Here is a 19,356-nt window from a genome sequence, read left to right as displayed (position 1 = left end):
CCCGCTCCTAGCGCTTCTTGTTCGTCTTGCGGCGGCGGACGATGTACTTGTTGCTGGCCTTCTTCGGCGAGCGAGTACGACCCTCCTTCTTGCCCCAGGGCGAGACCGGGTGGCGACCACCGGAGGTCTTGCCCTCACCACCACCGTGCGGGTGGTCAACCGGGTTCATCACGACACCACGCACGGTCGGGCGGACGCCCTTCCAGCGCATGCGGCCGGCCTTGCCCCAGTTGATGTTCGACTGCTCGGCGTTGCCGACCTCGCCGACGGTGGCGCGGCAGCGCACGTCGACCAGGCGGATCTCGCCGGACGGCATACGCAGGTGGGCCATGGAGCCCTCCCGCGCCAGCAGCTGCACGGAGGCACCCGCGGAACGGGCGAACTTCGCGCCGCCGCCGGGCCGCAGCTCGATGGCGTGGATGGTCGTACCGACCGGGATGTTGCGCAGCGGCAGGTTGTTGCCCGGCTTGATGTCGGCGCCAGCGCCGTTCTCAATCCGGTCACCCTGCTGCAGGCCGCGCGGGGCGATGATGTAGCGCTTCTCGCCGTCTGCGTAGTGCAGCAGCGCGATGCGCGCGGTGCGGTTCGGGTCGTACTCGATGTGCGCGACCTTGGCCGGCACGCCGTCCTTGTCGTGACGACGGAAGTCGATCACGCGGTAGGCGCGCTTGTGGCCACCGCCCTGGTGGCGAACGGTCACACGACCGGCGTTGTTACGGCCGCCCTTGCTGTGCAGCGGGCGGACCAGCGACTTCTCCGGCGTGGACCGCGTGATCTCGACAAAGTCGGCGACGCTGGAGCCACGACGGCCCGGGGTCGTCGGCTTGTACTTGCGGATACCCATTTCTCAGTCCTCGTCCGATTCCGGACGACTCGGACTCCGTTAGGAGACCGGGCCGCCGAAGATGTCGATTCGGTCGCCCTCGGAGAGGGTCACGATGGCGCGCTTGGTGTTGGCGCGCTTGCCGAAACCGGTCTTGGTGCGCTTGCGCTTACCCTGCCGGTTGATCGTGTTGACCCCGGTGACCTTGACCGAGAAGACCGCCTCGACGGCCTGCTTGATCTGGGTCTTGTTCGCGCCGGGCGCGACGATGAACGTGTACTTGTTCTCGTCCAGCAGCGCGTAGCTCTTCTCGGAAACCACCGGCTTGACGAGAACGTCGCGCGGGTCCGTGAAGGTCTTGCTGGTGACGACGGCCTCAGTCATCAGGCGTCGCTCCCTTCGGTCTCAGCGTTGGCCTTGGGGCCGGACACGAAGGACTCGAAGGCGGCCTTGGTGAAGACCACGTCGTCGGAGACGAGCACGTCGTACGTGTTCAGCTGGCCCGGCTCCAGGATGTGGACCTGGGGCAGGTTGCGGGCGGACAGCCACGCGGCCTCGTCGGCGCGCTCGACGACCAGGAGCAGGTTCTTGCGCTCGCTGATCTTGCCGAACAGGACCTTGGCGGCCTTGGTGGAGACCCCGCCCTCGACCACGCCGGACACGACGTGGATGCGGCTGTGGCGAGCCCGGTCGGAGAGGGCACCGCGCAGCGCGGCGGCCTTCATCTTCTTCGGGGTCCGCTGCGAGTAGTCACGCGGCTGCGGGCCGTGGACGACGCCACCGCCGGCGAACTGCGGCGCACGGGTCGAACCCTGGCGCGCGCGGCCGGTGCCCTTCTGGCGGTACGGCTTCTTGCCACCGCCGCGGACCTCGCCGCGGGTCTTGGTCTTGTGCGTGCCCTGACGGGCAGCGGCCAGCTGCGCGACGACGACCTGGTGGATCAGCGGGATGCTGACCTTGGCGTCGAAGATCTCCGTGGGGAGCTCGACGGTCCCGGCCTTGTCGCCTGCCGGCGAAAGGATGTCAATGGTGCTCATCGGTTACCTCAGGCCCCCTTGGCCGCGGTACGGACCAGGACGAGGCCGCCGTTCGGACCAGGAACTGCGCCCTTGATGAGCAGCAGACCCTTCTCCGCGTCAACGGCGTGGACGGTCAGGTTCTGGGTGGTGACCCGCTCATTGCCCATACGGCCGGCCATCCGCATGCCCTTGAACACGCGGCCCGGGGTGGCGCAGCCACCGATGGAGCCCGGCTTGCGGTGCACGCGGTGGGCACCGTGCGAGGCCTTGCCGCCGTGGAAGCCGTGACGCTTCATGACACCGGCGAAGCCCTTGCCCTTGCTCTTGCCGGTCACGTCCACCTTGACGCCGGACTCGAAGGTCTCGGCGGTCAGCTCCTGGCCGAGGGTGTACTCGGACGCATCCGGCGTACGAACCTCGACGAGGTGGCGACGGGGGGTGACGTCGGCCTTCGCGAAGTGGCCCTTGAGGGGCTTGTTCACCTTGCGCGGGTCGATCTCGCCGAAGGCGATCTGGACGGAGTCGTAGCCGTCCTGGTCATTGGTGCGCACCTGGGTAACGACACAGGGGCCGGCCTTCACCACGGTCACCGGGACGACACGGTTGTTCTCGTCCCAGACCTGGGTCATGCCGAGCTTCTCGCCCAGGATGCCCTTGATCTGCTTAGCCATCTCTTCCGCGCCTCTCAGAGCTTGATCTCGATGTCAACGCCGGCCGGAAGGTCCAGGCGCATCAGCGAGTCAACGGTCTTGGGCGTCGGGTCGAGGATGTCGATCAGGCGCTTGTGCGTGCGCATCTCGAAGTGCTCGCGCGAGTCCTTGTACTTGTGCGGCGACTTGATGACGCAGTACACGTTCTTCTCAGTGGGCAGCGGCACCGGGCCCGCGACCGACGCACCAGTGCGGGTCACCGTCTCGACGATCTTCTTCGCCGAAGAGTCGATGACCTCGTGGTCGTAGGCCTTGAGCCGGATGCGGATCTTCTGTCCCGCCATGGCTACTTCGTAGTCCTGTCTCTCGTAACGCTCTGGGACCCGGAAGGTTCGCGTTCTTCCCCGACCCACGCGGTCGGGCGTGTCGCGCCCCTTCTCGTAAAATCTCCGCACGGGAGATCCTTCAAGAAGGAGAAAGTGAGGGAAGTACACCCACCGGGCGCCTGGCCGAGGCACCCCGCTGACGCTTCCCGGAAGATTCCCGTACTTCCGCCCCTCAGAAGGGGCGACGAATACCTGGGACTCGCTTCCGGTCCTCCCGGCGGGAGGCGCGCAGCATCGGCACTCAACCGAGCAACCTGGACAGTGTGCCATACGGGTCATGTCGACGGCCAATCGAGCCGAAGAGCGTACCCCAGGCGGGATGCGGCGAACCGCCCCGGCGGACCGCGGCACCGTTCGGGACGGTGCGTGACGAGCCACGGGCTGATCGGCACGGCACCTTCCGCCGCCCTCAGATCCCGCTGCTGTCGTGCACCACCGGCGGGGTGGTGGAGCGGTTCAACGCCGACCACCTGTGGCGGGCGATGCGGCACCGCTTCGACGTCCGCCCGGTCCTCGACTGCCTGTAGCGCGAGGACCGCCGACTCTATCTGGACCTCGGCCCGTCCGGATCCATGGCGAACCTGCTCACGCCGCGGCTCCCGGCCGGCACCGCCTGGCGGGCGCTGCCGCTGCTGTCGCCCTTCCCCCAGGACAGGGCGCTGATCAGGAAGGTCCTGGCCTACCGCCGCGCCGACCACGCACCGAAACCCGAGGCCCAGCAGGTGACGCAGCAGACGACGGGCCCGCGCCGCGCGGCATGGTCCGGTGCTGGGCGAACTGTGCGACAAGCGCGCACAGCCCGGGGACGACCTGGTCTCCGAGCCGGTGCAGACGCACGACGCAGACGGCGCGCGGCTGACCGACACCGAACTGCTGGCGCTGGCCGTGCTGGTGATCCAGGCCGGGTACGACCCGGTCCGCCGGTTCGTCGCGCAGAGCTGTGCACGCTCCTCGCCCACCCAGACCAGCAGAACCGGTGCTGGCCGACCCGTCCCGGTGGCGCACCGCGCTCCCGGAGATCATGCGCCACGCCATCCCCGTCAAGCACGCCTTCCGCCGGCTCCCCACCGAGCCGGTCGAGGTCGAGCGGCACACCGTGTAGGCCGGCGAGGGCGCCCCGGTGGTGCTGGCCGCCACCCGCCCGCCGGCCCAGCGCCAGGCCCTGCTCGGCCGGGCCCTGGACATGTTCCAGGTCGGCAGCGACCGCTACGGCATGGCCTGGACGCTGGTCGATCTGGGCCCGGCCCAGCGGCAGTTGGGGAAGGGCAACGAGGCCCGGCACGTGGTGCGCCGCGCCTGGCGGCTCGCCCAGGAGTGCGGTGCACAGCAGCTGCTGCGTACGCTGCAGCCCGCTCCGCCGCCGGGCCTCCGGGCCGACGAACGGGCGATGCGGGCCGAGACGCTCACCGACGCCGAGCGACGGGTTGCGGCACCGGCCGCCCAGGGATGCACCAACCGGGAGGTGGCCGCGAAACCGTCCAGCACGGTCAGCACCGTCGAACAGCACCTCACCAAGGACTACCGGAAGTTCCACATCAAGCACCGCCATCAGCTGCCCACGCACAGGAAAACGCAGCGGGCCCGCACATCACAGGGATGTGCGGGCCTGCTGCGTACTCAGGCGACCCCAGCCTCTGCAGGCAGGAAGATCAGACCGTCGTTACTTGATGACCTTGGTGACCTGGCCGGCACCGACGGTACGGCCACCCTCGCGGATGGTGAAGCGGAGGTTCTCCTCCATGGCGACGGGCTGGATGAGCGACACGGTCATCGTGGCGTTGTCGCCCGGCATGACCATCTCGGTGCCCTCGGGGAGGGTCACGACGCCGGTCACGTCCGTCGTACGGAAGTAGAACTGCGGACGGTAGTTGTTGAAGAACGGGGTGTGGCGGCCGCCCTCGTCCTTGGAGAGGATGTACGCCGTGGCCTCGAACTCGGTGTGCGGGGTGACCGAACCCGGCTTGATGATGCACTGGCCGCGCTCGACGTCCTCGCGCTTGATGCCGCGGAGCAGCAGACCGACGTTCTCACCGGCCTGGCCCTCGTCGAGCAGCTTGCGGAACATCTCGATGCCGGTGACGGTGGTCGTCGTCTTCTCGTTCTTGATGCCGATGATGTCGACGGTCTCGTTGACCTTGAGGACACCACGCTCGATACGACCGGTGACAACGGTGCCACGGCCGGTGATCGTGAAGACGTCCTCGATCGGCATCAGGAACGGCTGGTCGACGTCGCGCTCCGGCTGCGGGATGTGCTCGTCCACGGCCTTCATCAGCTCCTGGACGGACTGGACCCACTCCGGGTCGCCCTCAAGGGCCTTCAGCGCGGAGACCTTGACGACCGGCAGGTCGTCGCCCGGGAACTCGTACTCGCTGAGGAGCTCACGGACCTCGAGCTCGACGAGCTCCATGATCTCCTCGTCGTCCACCATGTCGGCCTTGTTCAGGGCGACGACGATGTACGGAACGCCGGACTGGCGGGCCAGGAGCACGTGCTCCTTGGTCTGCGGCATCGGGCCGTCGGTGGCGGCGACCACGAGGATGGCGCCGTCCATCTGCGCCGCACCGGTGATCATGTTCTTGATGTAGTCCGCGTGACCCGGGCAGTCGACGTGAGCGTAGTGACGCGAGTCGGTCTGGTACTCGACGTGCGCGATGGAGATGGTGATACCGCGCTGGCGCTCCTCAGGGGCCTTGTCGATGTCCTCGAACGGCGTGAACGGGTTCAGGTCCGGGAACTGGTCGTGCAGCACCTTGGTGATCGCCGCGGTAAGGGTCGTCTTACCGTGGTCGACGTGACCGATGGTGCCAATGTTGACGTGCGGCTTGGTCCGCTCGAACTTCGCCTTCGCCACTGGGGTCCTCCTGAAGAGTGGTTCTGTACGCCTTACTCATCGGCGCCAGGTGATCTTTGCTGGGGTGCCGCCTGACGGGGCAATTCTCACGGTTCGCGGGAGATTGCCCCATCAGACGGTGTCAAGCCTAAAGCGTGGTGCGTCCGGCTCTTGCGAGACCGGCCTTACTCGCCCTTGGCCTTGGCGATGATCTCCTCGGCGACGTTCTTCGGAACCTCGGCGTAGGAGTCGAACTGCATCGAGTAGCTCGCGCGACCCGACGTCTTGCTGCGGAGGTCTCCGACGTAGCCGAACATCTCCGAGAGCGGAACCAGGCCCGTGACGAGCTTGGCGCCGGCGCGGTCCTCCATGGACTGGATCTGCCCACGGCGGGAGTTGATGTCGCCGATCACATCGCCCATGTAGTCCTCGGGCGTGGTGACCTCGACCTTCATCATCGGCTCCAGCAGGGCCGGGCTGGCCTTGCGGGCGGCCTCCTTGAAGGCCATCGAGCCGGCGATCTTGAAGGCCATTTCCGACGAGTCGACCTCGTGGAAGGCACCGTCGAGAAGGGTGACCTTGACGCCCGTGAGCGGGTATCCGGCGAGGACACCGAACTCCATGGCCTCCTGGCAGCCGGCGTCCACGGACGGGATGTACTCCCGCGGGATGCGGCCACCGGTGACCTTGTTCTCGAACTCGTAGCCATCGCCTTCGAGCGGTTCGAGGGCGATCTGGACCTTCGCGAACTGACCGGAACCACCGGTCTGCTTCTTGTGCGTGTAGTCCAGTCGCTCGACCGGCTTGCGCAGCGTCTCGCGGTACGCGACCTGCGGCTTGCCGACGTTGGCCTCGACCCGGAACTCACGCTTCATACGGTCGACCAGCACGTCGAGGTGCAGCTCGCCCATACCCGCGATGATGGTCTGGCCGGTCTCCTCGTCGGTGTGCACCTGGAACGAGGGGTCCTCTTCGGCGAGACGCTGGATGGCGACACCCAGCTTCTCCTGGTCGCCCTTGGACTTGGGCTCGATGGCGACCTGGATGACCGGGGCCGGGAACTCCATCGACTCCAGGATCACCGGAGCGCTCGCGTCGCAGAGGGTCTCACCGGTGGTGGTCTGCTTCAGACCCATGACGGCGACGATGTCGCCGGCACCCACCGCGTCGATCTCCTCACGCTTGTTCGCGTGCATCCGGTAGATCTTGCCGATGCGCTCCTTCTTGCCCTTCACCGAGTTCTGCACCTGCGTGCCGGCCTCAAGGCGGCCCGAGTACACCCGGATGAAGGTGAGCTTGCCCAGGTGGGGGTCGCTCGCGATCTTGAACGCCAGGGCCGACAGCGGCTCGTCCTCGGACGGCTTGCGCTTGACGACCTCCTCCGGGTTGTTGACCGCGTGGCCCTCGATGGCCTCGACGTCCAACGGGGAGGGGAGGTAGCGCACGACCGCGTCGAGCAGGGGCTGCACGCCCTTGTTCTTGAACGCGGTACCGCAGAACACCGGGGTGACGGTGGTGACGTCGGCCTTGCCGGAAGCGATCGTGATACGGCGGATCGCCGCGTACAGCTGCTCCTCGGTGGGCTCCTGGCCCTCCAGGTACAGCTCCATGATCTCTTCGTCGTTCTCGGCCACGGTCTCAAGGAGCTTGCCGCGCCACTCGTCGGCGGCCTCAAGGTGGGTAGCCGGGATGTCGACGGTGTCGTACATCTCGCCCTTGGCGGCCTCGGCCGACCAGACCAGGGCCTTCATCGACACGAGGTCGACGACGCCCTTGAAGTCCATCTCGGTACCGATCGGCAGCTGCATGACGATCGGCACCGCACCCAGGCGGTCGCTGATCATGTCGACGCAGCGGTGGAACTCGGCACCGGTGCGGTCGAGCTTGTTGACGAAGCAGATACGCGGCACGCCGTAGCGGTCCGCCTGACGCCAGACGGTCTCGGACTGCGGCTCGACACCGGCGACGCCGTCGAACACCGTCACCGCACCGTCCAGGACGCGCAGCGAGCGCTCCACCTCGACCGTGAAGTCGACGTGACCCGGGGTGTCGATGATGTTGATGGTGTTGTCGACGTTCTCCAGCGGCCAGTGGCAGGTCGTCGCGGCAGACGTGATCGTGATGCCGCGCTCCTGCTCCTGCTCCATCCAGTCCATCGTGGCAGCGCCGTCGTGGACCTCACCGATCTTGTACGAAACACCGGTGTAGAACAGGATCCGCTCGGTGGTGGTCGTCTTGCCCGCGTCGATGTGGGCCATGATCCCGATGTTGCGGACCTTGGCCAGGTCAAGCGAAGTGGTAGCCATAGTGGCTCAATCTTCTCTCGGTCTCGATGGGGGTTGCGACTACCAGCGGTAGTGCGCGAAGGCCTTGTTGGACTCGGCCATCTTGTGCGTGTCCTCACGCTTCTTGACCGAAGCGCCGAGGCCGTTGGAGGCGTCGAGCAGTTCGTTCATGAGGCGCTCGGTCATGGTCTTCTCGCGGCGGGCGCGGGAGTAGCCCACGAGCCAGCGGAGCGAGAGGGTGGCGGCGCGGCCGGGCTTGACCTCGACCGGGACCTGGTAGGTCGCGCCACCGACACGGCGGGACTTGACCTCAAGGGTCGGCTTGATGTTCTCCAGCGCGCGCTTCAGCGTGATGACCGGGTCGTTGCCGGTCTTCTCACGCAGACCCTCCATGGCGCCGTAAACGATGCGCTCGGCGGTGGAGCGCTTTCCGTTCAGCAGCACCTTGTTGATGAGGGAGGTCACCAGAGGAGAGCCGTAAACCGGGTCGATGATGACCGGGCGCTTCGGGGCGGGGCCCTTACGAGGCATTCTTACTTCTCCTTCTTGGCGCCGTAGCGGCTGCGAGCCTGCTTGCGGTTCTTGACGCCCTGCGTGTCGAGGGAGCCGCGGATGATCTTGTACCGAACACCCGGCAGGTCCTTCACACGGCCACCGCGCACGAGCACGATCGAGTGCTCCTGCAGGTTGTGGCCCTCACCCGGAATGTAAGCGGTGACCTCGATCCCGCTGGTCAGACGCACACGCGCGACCTTACGCAGGGCCGAGTTCGGCTTCTTCGGGGTGGTCGTGAACACACGCGTGCAGACGCCGCGGCGCTGGGGGGAACCCTCAAGTGCGGGCGTCTTGTTCTTCTCGACCTTGTCCTGCCGGCCCTTGCGGACCAGCTGCTGGATCGTAGGCACCGTTTCTCCGGTTTCTGTGTGCCAGTCTCGGTAAAGCTAACCTGGAACAGTCCCCGACCCACGCGGTCGGGTGTGTCGAATACTGCAGACCTGCCTCGCTGGAACGAGGGCGGCGGCAGATTGCGGTGTCAAAACCCGGCTTCCGCGCTGTCCGCACTCTCCGGCCGGTGATGGCGGGAGAAGGCACGCACGGCAGCCCAGGGACACCCCAGGCACAAGGTCAGAGCGTACCTACCGCATTGGCTGCGGTCAAAACAAATGCACACGCGAAGGACACGCCGGACTCCCCCGGCGCTGCGGCCACCGTAGTGCGATCCACCGCGCTACGGAAGAAGGCGCACGGCCATCACGGCCGCACCACGGCGACCAGCGCCATCACCAGGATGAACAGCGCCCAGGCACCGATCCCGAGCCAGCCCAGCACCAGCCCCGCGACCGCCTGGCCGTCCCCGCGCTCACCGGTCCGCCGGATCTCGGCCCGCGCCTTGTGCCCGAGGATCACCGCCGGAATCGAGCTCACTCCCCAGGTCACCGGCGCCAGCAGGCCGCACACCAGCGCGCCCGTCGCGGAGCCGTTGGTGGGCTGCACCATCGGCATCTGCATCGGCAGGAACGTGGTCGGCACGGCCACCGGCCGCGGCGCGAACTGCGCCTGCGGCACCGGCCCTTGGGGCAGATCCGCGACCAGCATCTGCAGTTCGGCGTGGGTCTGCGCCTGATACGCCCGCGCGATCCGCTGCTCGTACTCCGGCTGCCCGAGCCGACCCTCCGCGAAGCCCGCCTTCAGGACATCGACCGCCCGCTCACGATCGGCGTGCGAGGCACGCATGGCCGGCACCTGATACGGATTCTGAGCAGGCTGCCCACCCTGCCACGGCTGGAACGCCATGTCGCGAACCTCCCCCCCGCTCGACAGTTCTCCCCATCTTCTCATCACAGACGCAGCAATGGGAGGACAAGTTCCCTCCGCCACACGGGCGGCAGAACGCCGCAGGGCGGCCACCCCGAGGGGTGGCCGCCCTGTTGCTGTTCCGCGGTGCGGGATTACTGGTTGTACGGACCGTAGTCGTAGTCCTCCAGCGGGACCGCCTGGCCGGAGCCGGTGCCGAAGGGCGAGTAGTCGATGTCGTCGTAACCGACGGCCGAGTACATCGCGGCCTTGGCCTCTTCGGTGGGCTCGACCCGGATGTTGCGGTAGCGGGACAGGCCCGTACCGGCCGGGATGAGCTTACCGATGATGACGTTCTCCTTGAGGCCGATCAGGGAGTCGGACTTGGCGTTGATCGCCGCGTCCGTCAGGACCCTGGTCGTCTCCTGGAAGGACGCCGCCGACAGCCAGGACTCGGTGGCCAGCGAAGCCTTGGTGATACCCATCAGCTGCGGACGGCCGGAGGCCGGGTGGCCGCCTTCCGCCACCACGCGACGGTTCTCGCCCTCGAACTTCGTGCGCTCCACCAGCTCGCCCGGCAGCAGCTCCGCGTCGCCGGACTCGATGATCGTCACGCGGCGCAGCATCTGCCGGATGATGATCTCAATGTGCTTGTCGTGGATCGCCACGCCCTGGCTGTTGTAGACCTTCTGGACCTCGCCGACCAGGTGGACCTGGACGGCACGCTGGCCGAGGATCCGCAGCACGTCGTGCGGGTTGATCGCGCCGACGGTCAGCGGCTGGCCGACCACGACGTGGTCGCCCTCGCCCACCAGCAGACGGGCACGCTTCGAGACGCCGTAAGCCATCTCGTCCGAGCCGTCGTCCGGCGTGACGATGACCTTCTTGGTCTTCTCGGTCTCCTCGATCCGGACGCGGCCGGCCGCCTCCGAGATCGGGGCGACACCCTTGGGCGTACGGGCCTCGAAGAGCTCGACGACACGCGGCAGACCCAGGGTGATGTCGTCACCGGCCACACCACCGGTGTGGAAGGTACGCATCGTCAGCTGGGTGCCGGGCTCACCGATGGACTGGGCGGCGATGATGCCGACCGCCTCACCGATGTCGACCAGCTTGCCGGTGGCCAGCGAACGGCCGTAGCAGAAGGCGCAGGTGCCGACCGCGGACTCGCAGGTCAGGACCGAACGGGTCTTGACCTCCTCGACACCCGCGTTGACCAGCGCGTCGATGAGCACGTCACCGAGGTCGACGTTCGCCGGGGCGACGACCTTGCCGTCGACGACGACGTCCTCGGCCAGCATGCGGGCGTAGACGCTGGACTCGACGTCGTCCGCCTTGCGCAGGACACCGGCGGCGTCCTTCGCGGCGATCCGCAGCTTGAGACCGCGCTCGGTGCCGCAGTCCTCCTCGCGGATGATGACGTCCTGAGAGACGTCGACCAGACGACGGGTCAGGTAACCCGAGTCGGCGGTACGGAGGGCGGTGTCCGCCAGACCCTTACGGGCACCGTGCGTGGAGATGAAGTACTCCAGCACGGAGAGACCCTCACGGAACGACGCCTTGATGGGCCGCGGGATGGTCTCGTTCTTGGCGTTGGACACCAGACCACGCATACCCGCGATCTGACGCATCTGCATCATGTTTCCGCGAGCACCGGAGTCCACCATCATGAAGATGGGGTTGGTCTTCGGGAAGTTCTCGTTCATCGCCTCGGCAACCTCGTTGGTCGCCTTGGTCCAGATGTTGATGAGCTCCTGCGTGCGCTCGTCCTTGGTGATCAGACCGCGCTCGTACTGCTTCTGGACCTTCTCGTCCTGGGCCTCGTAGCCCGCGACGATCCCCTTCTTGGCCTCCGGCACGACGATGTCGGAGACGGCGACGGTGACGCCGGAACGGGTGGCCCAGTGGAAGCCGGCCGCCTTCAGGTTGTCGAGCGTCGCCGCCACGATGACCTTCGGGTAGCGCTCCGCCAGGTCGTTGACGATCGCGGAGAGCTGCTTCTTGCCCACCGAGTAGTCGACGAACGGGTAGTCCTCGGGCAGCAGCTCGTTGAAGAGCGCGCGGCCCAGGGTGGTGCGCAGCCGGAAGCTGTCACCCTGCTGCCACTCGGGCTCGCCCTCCTCCGCGACCGGCGGGGTCCAGCCGCGGGGCGGAACCGTACCGATCGGGAAGCGGATGTCGACCTTCGCCTGGAGCGAGAGCTCCTTGGCGTCGAACGCCATGATCGCCTCGGCGGCCGAGCCGAACGCCCGGCCCTCGCCGATGACCTTGCGCTCCTCTTCATCCGTGGTGAGGAAGAAGAGGCCGAGCACCATGTCCTGGGTCGGCATGGTGACCGGACGGCCGTCGGCCGGCTTGAGGATGTTGTTCGAGGACAGCATCAGGATGCGGGCCTCGGCCTGGGCCTCCGCGGACAGCGGGAGGTGGACGGCCATCTGGTCACCGTCGAAGTCCGCGTTGAACGCGGTGCAGACGAGCGGGTGGATCTGGATGGCCTTGCCCTCGACCAGCTGCGGCTCGAACGCCTGGATACCGAGGCGGTGCAGGGTGGGCGCACGGTTCAGCAGCACCGGGTGCTCGGCGATGACCTCTTCGAGGACGTCGTACACGACGGTGCGGCCACGCTCGACCATGCGCTTCGCGCTCTTGATGTTCTGCGCGTGGTTGAGGTCCACCAGGCGCTTCATCACGAACGGCTTGAAGAGCTCCAGCGCCATGGCCTTCGGCAGACCGCACTGGTGCAGCTTGAGCTGCGGGCCGACGACGATGACGGAACGGGCCGAGTAGTCGACGCGCTTGCCGAGCAGGTTCTGACGGAAGCGGCCCTGCTTGCCCTTGAGCATGTCGGACAGCGACTTCAGCGGACGGTTGCCGGGACCCGTCACCGGGCGGCCACGGCGGCCGTTGTCGAAGAGCGCGTCCACGGCCTCCTGGAGCATGCGCTTCTCGTTGTTCACGATGATCTCGGGCGCGCCGAGGTCGAGAAGCCGCTTCAGGCGGTTGTTGCGGTTGATCACACGGCGGTACAGGTCGTTCAGGTCGGAGGTCGCGAAGCGGCCACCGTCCAGCTGCACCATCGGACGCAGGTCCGGCGGGATCACCGGGATGCAGTCCAGCACCATGCCCTTGGGGCTGTTGCGGGTCTGCAGGAAGGCGGAGACGACCTTGAGGCGCTTGAGCGCACGGGTCTTCTTCTGGCCCTTGCCGGTCCGGATGATCTCGCGGAGGCGCTCGGCCTCCTCCTCCAGGTCGAAGGTCTCCAGGCGCTTCTGCAGGGCAGCGGCACCCATGGAGCCGTCGAAGTACGTGCCGAAGCGGTCACGCAGCTCGCGGTAGAGGAGCTCGTCGCCCTCCAGGTCCTGGACCTTGAGGTTCTTGAAGCGGTTCCAAACCTCGTCGAGGCGGTCGATCTCGCGCTGCGCACGGTCGCGCAGCTGCTTCATCTCGCGCTCGGCACCCTCGCGCACCTTGCGGCGCACGTCCGCCTTGGCACCCTCGGCCTCCAGCTCGGCCAGGTCGGTCTCGAGCTTCTTGGCGCGGGCCTCCAGGTCGGCGTCGCGGCGCTGCTCGATCTGCTGGCGCTCGACGGAGACGTGGGCCTCCAGCGAGGGCAGGTCGCGCGTACGGCGCTCCTCGTCCACCCACGTGATCATGTAGGCGGCGAAGTAGATGACCTTTTCGAGGTCCTTGGGCGCGAGGTCCAGCAGGTAGCCCAGCCGGCTCGGCACGCCCTTGAAGTACCAGATGTGCGTAACGGGAGCGGCCAGCTCGATGTGGCCCATCCGCTCACGACGCACCTTGGCGCGAGTGACCTCGACGCCGCAGCGCTCGCAGATGATGCCCTTGAAGCGGACGCGCTTGTACTTACCGCAGTAGCACTCCCAGTCCCGGGTCGGACCGAAGATCTTCTCGCAGAAGAGTCCGTCCTTCTCGGGCTTGAGGGTGCGGTAGTTGATGGTCTCCGGCTTCTTGACCTCACCGTGGGACCACTGACGGATGTCGTCAGCGGTGGCAAGGCCGATCCGCAGCTCGTCGAAGAAGTTGACGTCGAGCACTATGCGTCAATCCCTCTCAGGGTCGTGTCTCTATGGTCTGTACGGGGTCCGGGGCGGGGCCGGGACCTCCTCTGCACGAGGCGGTCCCGACCAGACCCGTCAGACCTCTTCGACGCTGCTCGGCTCGCGCCGGGACAGGTCGATGCCGAGCTCTTCCGCAGCGCGGAAGACGTCCTCGTCGGTGTCGCGCATCTCGATGGACATGCCGTCCGAGGACAGCACCTCCACGTTGAGGCACAGGGACTGCATCTCCTTGATGAGCACCTTGAAGGACTCGGGGATGCCGGGCTCGGGGATGTTCTCGCCCTTGACGATGGCCTCGTAGACCTTCACGCGGCCGGTCACGTCGTCGGACTTGATCGTCAGCAGCTCCTGGAGGGCGTACGCGGCGCCGTAAGCCTCCAGCGCCCACACCTCCATCTCACCGAACCGCTGGCCACCGAACTGGGCCTTACCACCCAGCGGCTGCTGGGTGATCATCGAGTACGGACCGGTCGAGCGTGCGTGCAGCTTGTCGTCGACCAGGTGGTGCAGCTTGAGGATGTACATGTACCCGACCGAGATCGGGTCCGGGAACGGCTCGCCGGAGCGGCCGTCGAACAGCTGGGCCTTGCCGGAGCTCTTGACCATCCGCTCGCCGTCGCGGTTGGGGAGCGTCGAGTCGAAGAGACCCGCCAGCTCGTCCTCGCGCGCACCGTCGAAGACCGGGGTCGCGACGTTGGTGTGCGGTGCGACGTCGTCGGCGCCGATCGCCTGGAGCCGCTGCTGCCACTCCTCGGAGCCCTCGACCTTCCAGCCCTGGCTGGCGAGCCAGCCGAGGTGGATCTCCAGGACCTGCCCCGGGTTCATTCGGGACGGGACACCCAGCGGGTTGAGGATGATGTCGACCGGGGTGCCGTCCTCCAGGAACGGCATGTCCTCGACCGGCAGGATCTTCGAGATGACGCCCTTGTTGCCGTGGCGGCCGGCGAGCTTGTCACCGTCGGTGATCTTGCGCTTCTGCGCGACGTAGACGCGGACCAGCTGGTTCACGCCCGGGGGCAGCTCGTCCCCCTCCTCGCGGTCGAAGACGCGGACGCCGATGACCTTGCCGATCTCACCGTGCGGCACCTTCAGCGAGGTGTCGCGCACCTCGCGCGCCTTCTCGCCGAAGATCGCGCGGAGCAGGCGCTCCTCGGGGGTCAGCTCGGTCTCGCCCTTGGGCGTGACCTTGCCGACGAGGATGTCGCCGGCGACGACCTCGGCACCGATCCGGATGATGCCGCGCTCGTCGAGGTCGGAGAGGACCTCCTCGGAGACGTTCGGGATGTCCCGGGTGATCTCCTCGGGGCCCAGCTTGGTGTCACGGGCGTCGACCTCGTGCTCCTCGATGTGGATCGAGGAGAGGACGTCGTCCTGCACGAGGCGCTGCGACAGGATGATCGCGTCCTCGTAGTTGTGGCCCTCCCACGGCATGAACGCGACGAGCAGGTTCTTGCCGAGGGCCATCTCGCCCTCTTCGGTCGACGGACCGTCGGCGAGGACCTGGCCCTCGACGACCCGCGCGCCCTCGTCCACGACGACCTTCTGGTTGAAGGAGGTGCCCTGGTTGGAGCGGGTGAACTTGGCGACGCGGTACGTGGTGTACGTGCCGTCGTCGTTGGCGACGGTGATGTAGTCCGCGGAGACCTCCTGGACCACACCGTCCTTCTCGGCCTTGATGACGTCGCCGGCGTCGACCGCGCAGCGGTACTCCATGCCGGTGCCGACCAGCGGCGACTCCGCCTTGATCAGCGGAACGGCCTGGCGCATCATGTTCGATCCCATGAGCGCGCGGTTGGCGTCGTCGTGCTCCAGGAACGGGATCATGGCGGTCGCGGCCGACACCATCTGGCGCGGCGAGACGTCCATGAAGTCCACCTCGTCGGCGGGGACGAGGTCGACCTCGCCGCCACGGCGGCGGACCAGCACACGCTGCTCGGCGAAGCGCATGTCGTCGCTGAGCTTCGCGTTCGCCTGGGCGATCAGGAAGCGGTCCTCCTCGTCAGCGGTGAGGTAGTCCACCTCCTCCGTGACCTGGCCGTCGACGACCTTGCGGTACGGCGTCTCGATGAAGCCGAAGACGTTGACCCGGCCGTACGACGCGAGCGAACCGATCAGACCGATGTTCGGGCCTTCGGGCGTCTCGATCGGGCACATGCGGCCGTAGTGCGAGGGGTGCACGTCACGGACGTCCAGACCGGCCCGCTCACGGGAGAGACCACCCGGGCCCAGCGCCGACAGACGGCGCTTGTGGGTCAGACCCGACAGCGGGTTGGTCTGGTCCATGAACTGGGACAGCTGGCTGGTGCCGAAGAACTCCTTGATGGAGGCGACGACCGGCCGGATGTTGATCAGGGTCTGCGGCGTGATCGCCTCGACGTCCTGGGTGGTCATGCGCTCACGCACGACGCGCTCCATACGGGCGAGACCCGTACGGACCTGGTTCTGGATCAGCTCGCCGACGTTGCGCAGACGGCGGTTGCCGAAGTGGTCGATGTCGTCGGTCTCGACAACGATGCTGTTGCCGTTCTCGCCGATCGTCTCGGTCTCGCCGGCGTGCAGCTTGACCAGGTACTTGATCGTGGCGATGACGTCATCGGTGGTCAGCACGCCGGCGTCCAGCGGCTCGTCGCCGCCGAGCTTCTTGTTGACCTTGTAGCGGCCGACCTTCGCGAGGTCGTAGCGCTTGGGGTTGAAGTAGAGGTTCTCCAGCAGCGTCTGCGCGGCCTCGCGGGTCGGCGGCTCGCCCGGACGCAGCTTGCGGTAGATGTCGAGCAGCGCGTCGTCCTGGCCCTGGGTGTGGTCCTTTTCCAGGGTGGCGCGCATCGACTCGTACTCGCCGAACTCCTCGAGGATCTGCTCGGTCGTCCAACCGAGCGCCTTGAGCAGGACGGTCACGGACTGCTTGCGCTTGCGGTCGATACGCACACCGACCATGTCGCGCTTGTCGATCTCCATCTCCAGCCAGGCACCCCGGGACGGGATGATCTTGGCGGAGAAGATGTCCTTGTCGGACGTCTTGTCGATCGAGCTGTCGAAGTAGACGCCCGGCGAGCGGACCAGCTGCGAGACGACGACACGCTCGGTGCCGTTGATGCAGAAGGTGCCCTTGGGGGTCATGAGCGGGAAGTCGCCCATGAAGACCGTCTGGGACTTGATCTCACCGGTCTCGTTGTTGGTGAACTCCGCGGTGACGAACAGCGGAGCCGCGTACGTGAAGTCGCGCTCCTTGCACTCGTCGATGGAGTTCTTCGGGGGCTCGAAGCGGTGGTCGCGGAACGTCAGCGACATCGACCCGGAGAAGTCTTCGATCGGGGAGATCTCTTCGAAGATCTCTTCGAGACCGGACTTGGTGGGAACTTCCTGCCCACTCTCCAGCGCAGCCTCGACGCGACCCTTCCATGCGGCATTGCCGAGCAGCCAGTCGAAGCTTTCGGTCTGCAGCGCAAGGAGGTTCGGAACCCCGAGGGGCTCCTTGATCTTCGCAAAAGAGATGCGCAGCGGGGCGGTGCTGTCGCCGTTGTTCGTATTGGCAGTCGAGGCGTTGCGCGAGGCGGCCAAGAGGGGGTCCTTCCGAGGGCTCGGACTCACTACGCGCGTGCCGGTCCCGAATCGAGCAGACTGAGGGAAAGCCCAGGTCAGGGCGGTTCATTCAGCTTTGCTCGGGCTCGGGTATGCCCCTGGTGACGGGCAGGGAGCAGCTAACAGGCAGCGCAAAGGGTCAGTGTAGCCACTTGGCACACTGATGTCCAGAGCGAGTTTCCGGAGACCGGCACAGCACCGTGATACCGATCTTCTCCCTCCGGGAGGTCATGCCCTCCGCACCGGAGGAGCCCCTCGTTGTTCTTCCCTACGCCCAATGCCCTGCGCCTGCCGAAAGCCCTGCGCCAGTGGCGCACACCGATGCTTCCCTCTTCGTCGGCGATCCATGCCTCGAACCCTGGATCGCTTCTGCGTCGCGTCCCGAGAATTGCGCGCCGCGTCCGGTTCGTCAAGGCCCCCCACCTCAGGGAGATCGTCACATGGAGGCACGTCCGGACGACGAAGATCACCATACTCGCACTCCGACGCGAGGCAAGGCAGCCGTGGCTTGCACGACGAAGGGCGACCACCCGCATGGGTGATCGCCCTTCGCTGTGTCCGTGTACGCCCTCAGGCGCTCAGGACGTGAGTCAGAGACTCACCAGGGTCACTTGACCTCGACGGAGGCGCCGGCGGCCTTGAGGGACTCGGCAGCCTTCTCCGCGGCCTCCTTGGCGACCTTCTCCAGGACCGGCTTCGGGGTGCCGTCGACGAGGTCCTTGGCCTCCTTCAGGCCCAGGGAGGTCAGCTCACGCACGACCTTGATGACCTGGATCTTCTTGTCGCCAGCGCCGGTGAGGATGACGTCGAACTCGTCCTGCTCCTCCTCGGCGGCGGCGGCCGGGGCGCCCGGGGCACCGGCAACGGCGACGGCGGCCGGGGCGGCAGCGGTGACGTCGAACTTCTCCTCGAACGCCTTCACGAACTCGGAGAGCTCGATGAGGGTCATCTCCTCGAACTGCGCGAGCAGGTCTTCCTGGCTGAGCTTCGCCATGATGGGCGATCCTTCCACTAAATCGGCTGGTGCCGGATGTACATGTCGGCGGGCGTACGTTGGGCCCGCTTCGACCGTCGCCTCAGGCGGCGGTCAATGTGCGAGCCGAATTACTCGGCACCGCCCTGCTCGGCCTGCTTGGCACGAAGCGCCTCCGCGGTGCGGACGAACTTCGAGGGAAGCGCCTGGAAGAGCGCGGCAGCCTGGGACTGCTTGCCCTTCATGGCGCCCGCCAGCTTGGCGAGCAGAACCTCGCGGGACTCAAGGTCCGCAAGCTTCTTGATCTCGTCGGCGGACAGCGCCTTGCCGTCAAGGACACCGCCCTTGATGACGAGAGCGGGGTTCTCCTTGGCGAAGTCACGAAGACCCTTCGCCGCCGTGACCGGGTCACCGGTCACGAAAGCGACAGCGGTCGAGCCCTTGAGGTGCTCGTCCAGCTCGATCCCGGCCTGCTTGGCCGCGATCTTGGTCAGCGTGTTCTTCACCACACGGTACTGAGCGTTCTCGCCGAGAGAACGGCGGAGCTCCTTGAGCTGCGCCACAGTCAGTCCGATGTAAGAAGTAACAACAGCTGCGTTGGAGTCGCGGAGCTTCCCCGCGATCTCCTCAACGGCTGCGTTCTTGTCAGACGTCGCCATGAGCCTCGGCCTCCTTCCGGGTGATGAGGACCGCGCAGAAGGGGCTGGGCAAAACAAACGCCCCGGCGCAGGCGCACGGGGCGATACTCAACCAGGCTCACACCCGGGAGATCTTCCTCATTCACCTGCGCAGGCCGTCCGCAGCTAGCGGATCCTTCGGCCACCACACGTCCCATACCGGACGCGCAGAGACAACCAGCGGTCTTTGGCTTCCGGGACACCGTACGGGACAGGCCTGCGCACAGGCAAATCGGCTGCGGTGGGGCGTCACGGACG

The 19,356-nt window shown here is 66.8% G+C and carries 16 protein-coding genes; 2 read left to right on the top strand and 14 right to left on the bottom strand.

Annotated features, from left to right (window positions below; translation table 11 throughout):
• Positions 1-7: 7 nt before the first annotated feature.
• The 5 genes from rplB to rpsJ are packed head-to-tail and all read right to left on the bottom strand — an operon-like array spanning position 8 to position 2,836.
• Positions 8-844 carry a 50S ribosomal protein L2 gene (gene rplB / locus ACO1BR_RS15005; protein ID WP_016571056.1) on the bottom strand — a complete coding sequence of 279 codons (837 nt, stop codon included), beginning with the start codon at positions 842-844 and terminating at the stop codon, positions 8-10.
• A gap of 39 nt (positions 845-883) precedes the next feature.
• Positions 884-1,207, bottom strand: a complete 324-nt coding sequence (gene rplW, locus ACO1BR_RS15000; RefSeq protein WP_159503181.1) for a 50S ribosomal protein L23 — start codon at positions 1,205-1,207, stop codon at positions 884-886.
• Positions 1,207-1,860 carry a 50S ribosomal protein L4 gene (gene rplD / locus ACO1BR_RS14995; RefSeq protein ID WP_426795556.1) on the bottom strand — a complete coding sequence of 218 codons (654 nt, stop codon included), beginning with the start codon at positions 1,858-1,860 and terminating at the stop codon, positions 1,207-1,209. Before rplD ends, rplW begins: the two co-directional genes overlap by 1 nt.
• 8 nt (positions 1,861-1,868) lie before the next feature.
• Entirely contained in the window at positions 1,869-2,513 is a 645-nt protein-coding gene (gene rplC, locus ACO1BR_RS14990; protein WP_046927442.1) for a 50S ribosomal protein L3, read from the bottom strand.
• Positions 2,514-2,527: 14 nt separating this feature from the next.
• Positions 2,528-2,836, bottom strand: coding sequence for a 30S ribosomal protein S10 (rpsJ, locus tag ACO1BR_RS14985; protein WP_003948644.1), 309 nt, complete (start codon positions 2,834-2,836; stop codon positions 2,528-2,530).
• Positions 2,837-3,240: 404 nt separating this feature from the next.
• Between rpsJ and ACO1BR_RS14980 the strand changes: the two genes are divergently transcribed.
• Both ACO1BR_RS14980 and ACO1BR_RS14975 read left to right on the top strand, forming a co-directional pair.
• On the top strand, positions 3,241-3,405 hold the full coding sequence (locus ACO1BR_RS14980) for a hypothetical protein (RefSeq protein ID WP_426795555.1): 165 nt from the start codon (positions 3,241-3,243) through the stop codon (positions 3,403-3,405).
• 449 nt (positions 3,406-3,854) lie between these two features.
• Positions 3,855-3,980 carry a hypothetical protein gene (locus ACO1BR_RS14975; protein WP_426795554.1) on the top strand — a complete coding sequence of 42 codons (126 nt, stop codon included), beginning with the start codon at positions 3,855-3,857 and terminating at the stop codon, positions 3,978-3,980.
• A 558-nt stretch (positions 3,981-4,538) separates the two neighbouring features.
• On the opposite strand, the gene tuf is transcribed toward ACO1BR_RS14975, so the two are convergent.
• The 9 genes from tuf to rplJ form a co-directional block, all read right to left on the bottom strand.
• Entirely contained in the window at positions 4,539-5,732 is a 1,194-nt protein-coding gene (gene tuf / locus ACO1BR_RS14970) for an elongation factor Tu (RefSeq protein WP_426795553.1), read from the bottom strand.
• Positions 5,733-5,896: 164 nt separating this feature from the next.
• Complete coding sequence (gene fusA, locus ACO1BR_RS14965) at positions 5,897-8,017, bottom strand: elongation factor G (RefSeq protein WP_426795552.1); 2,121 nt, start codon at positions 8,015-8,017, stop codon at positions 5,897-5,899.
• 39 nt (positions 8,018-8,056) lie between these two features.
• Complete coding sequence (gene rpsG, locus ACO1BR_RS14960) at positions 8,057-8,527, bottom strand: 30S ribosomal protein S7 (RefSeq protein WP_004571813.1); 471 nt, start codon at positions 8,525-8,527, stop codon at positions 8,057-8,059.
• A 2-nt stretch (positions 8,528-8,529) separates the two neighbouring features.
• Positions 8,530-8,901 carry a 30S ribosomal protein S12 gene (rpsL, locus tag ACO1BR_RS14955; RefSeq protein WP_003948652.1) on the bottom strand — a complete coding sequence of 124 codons (372 nt, stop codon included), beginning with the start codon at positions 8,899-8,901 and terminating at the stop codon, positions 8,530-8,532.
• Between the two features lie 346 nt (positions 8,902-9,247).
• Positions 9,248-9,730: a DUF1707 and DUF4190 domain-containing protein gene (locus ACO1BR_RS14950; RefSeq protein ID WP_426795551.1), complete on the bottom strand. Its 483-nt coding sequence runs from the start codon at positions 9,728-9,730 to the stop codon at positions 9,248-9,250.
• Positions 9,731-9,945: 215 nt separating this feature from the next.
• Positions 9,946-13,845 carry a DNA-directed RNA polymerase subunit beta' gene (locus tag ACO1BR_RS14945; RefSeq protein ID WP_426795550.1) on the bottom strand — a complete coding sequence of 1,300 codons (3,900 nt, stop codon included), beginning with the start codon at positions 13,843-13,845 and terminating at the stop codon, positions 9,946-9,948.
• Between the two features lie 99 nt (positions 13,846-13,944).
• A complete protein-coding gene (rpoB, locus tag ACO1BR_RS14940) occupies positions 13,945-17,427 on the bottom strand; it encodes a DNA-directed RNA polymerase subunit beta (protein WP_426795549.1) in 3,483 nt (1,160 codons plus the stop codon).
• Between the two features lie 628 nt (positions 17,428-18,055).
• Positions 18,056-18,442, bottom strand: a complete 387-nt coding sequence (gene rplL / locus ACO1BR_RS14935; protein ID WP_426795548.1) for a 50S ribosomal protein L7/L12 — start codon at positions 18,440-18,442, stop codon at positions 18,056-18,058.
• A gap of 110 nt (positions 18,443-18,552) precedes the next feature.
• On the bottom strand, positions 18,553-19,080 hold the full coding sequence (gene rplJ, locus ACO1BR_RS14930; protein ID WP_159503151.1) for a 50S ribosomal protein L10: 528 nt from the start codon (positions 19,078-19,080) through the stop codon (positions 18,553-18,555).
• Positions 19,081-19,356 lie beyond the last annotated feature (276 nt).

This window comes from Streptomyces sp. YGL11-2, from assembly GCF_050054615.1.
Classification (GTDB): Bacteria; Actinomycetota; Actinomycetes; order Streptomycetales; family Streptomycetaceae; genus Streptomyces.
The sequence above is the reverse complement of the archived record's forward strand: the minus strand, read 5'-3'. Positions and strand labels throughout refer to the sequence as shown.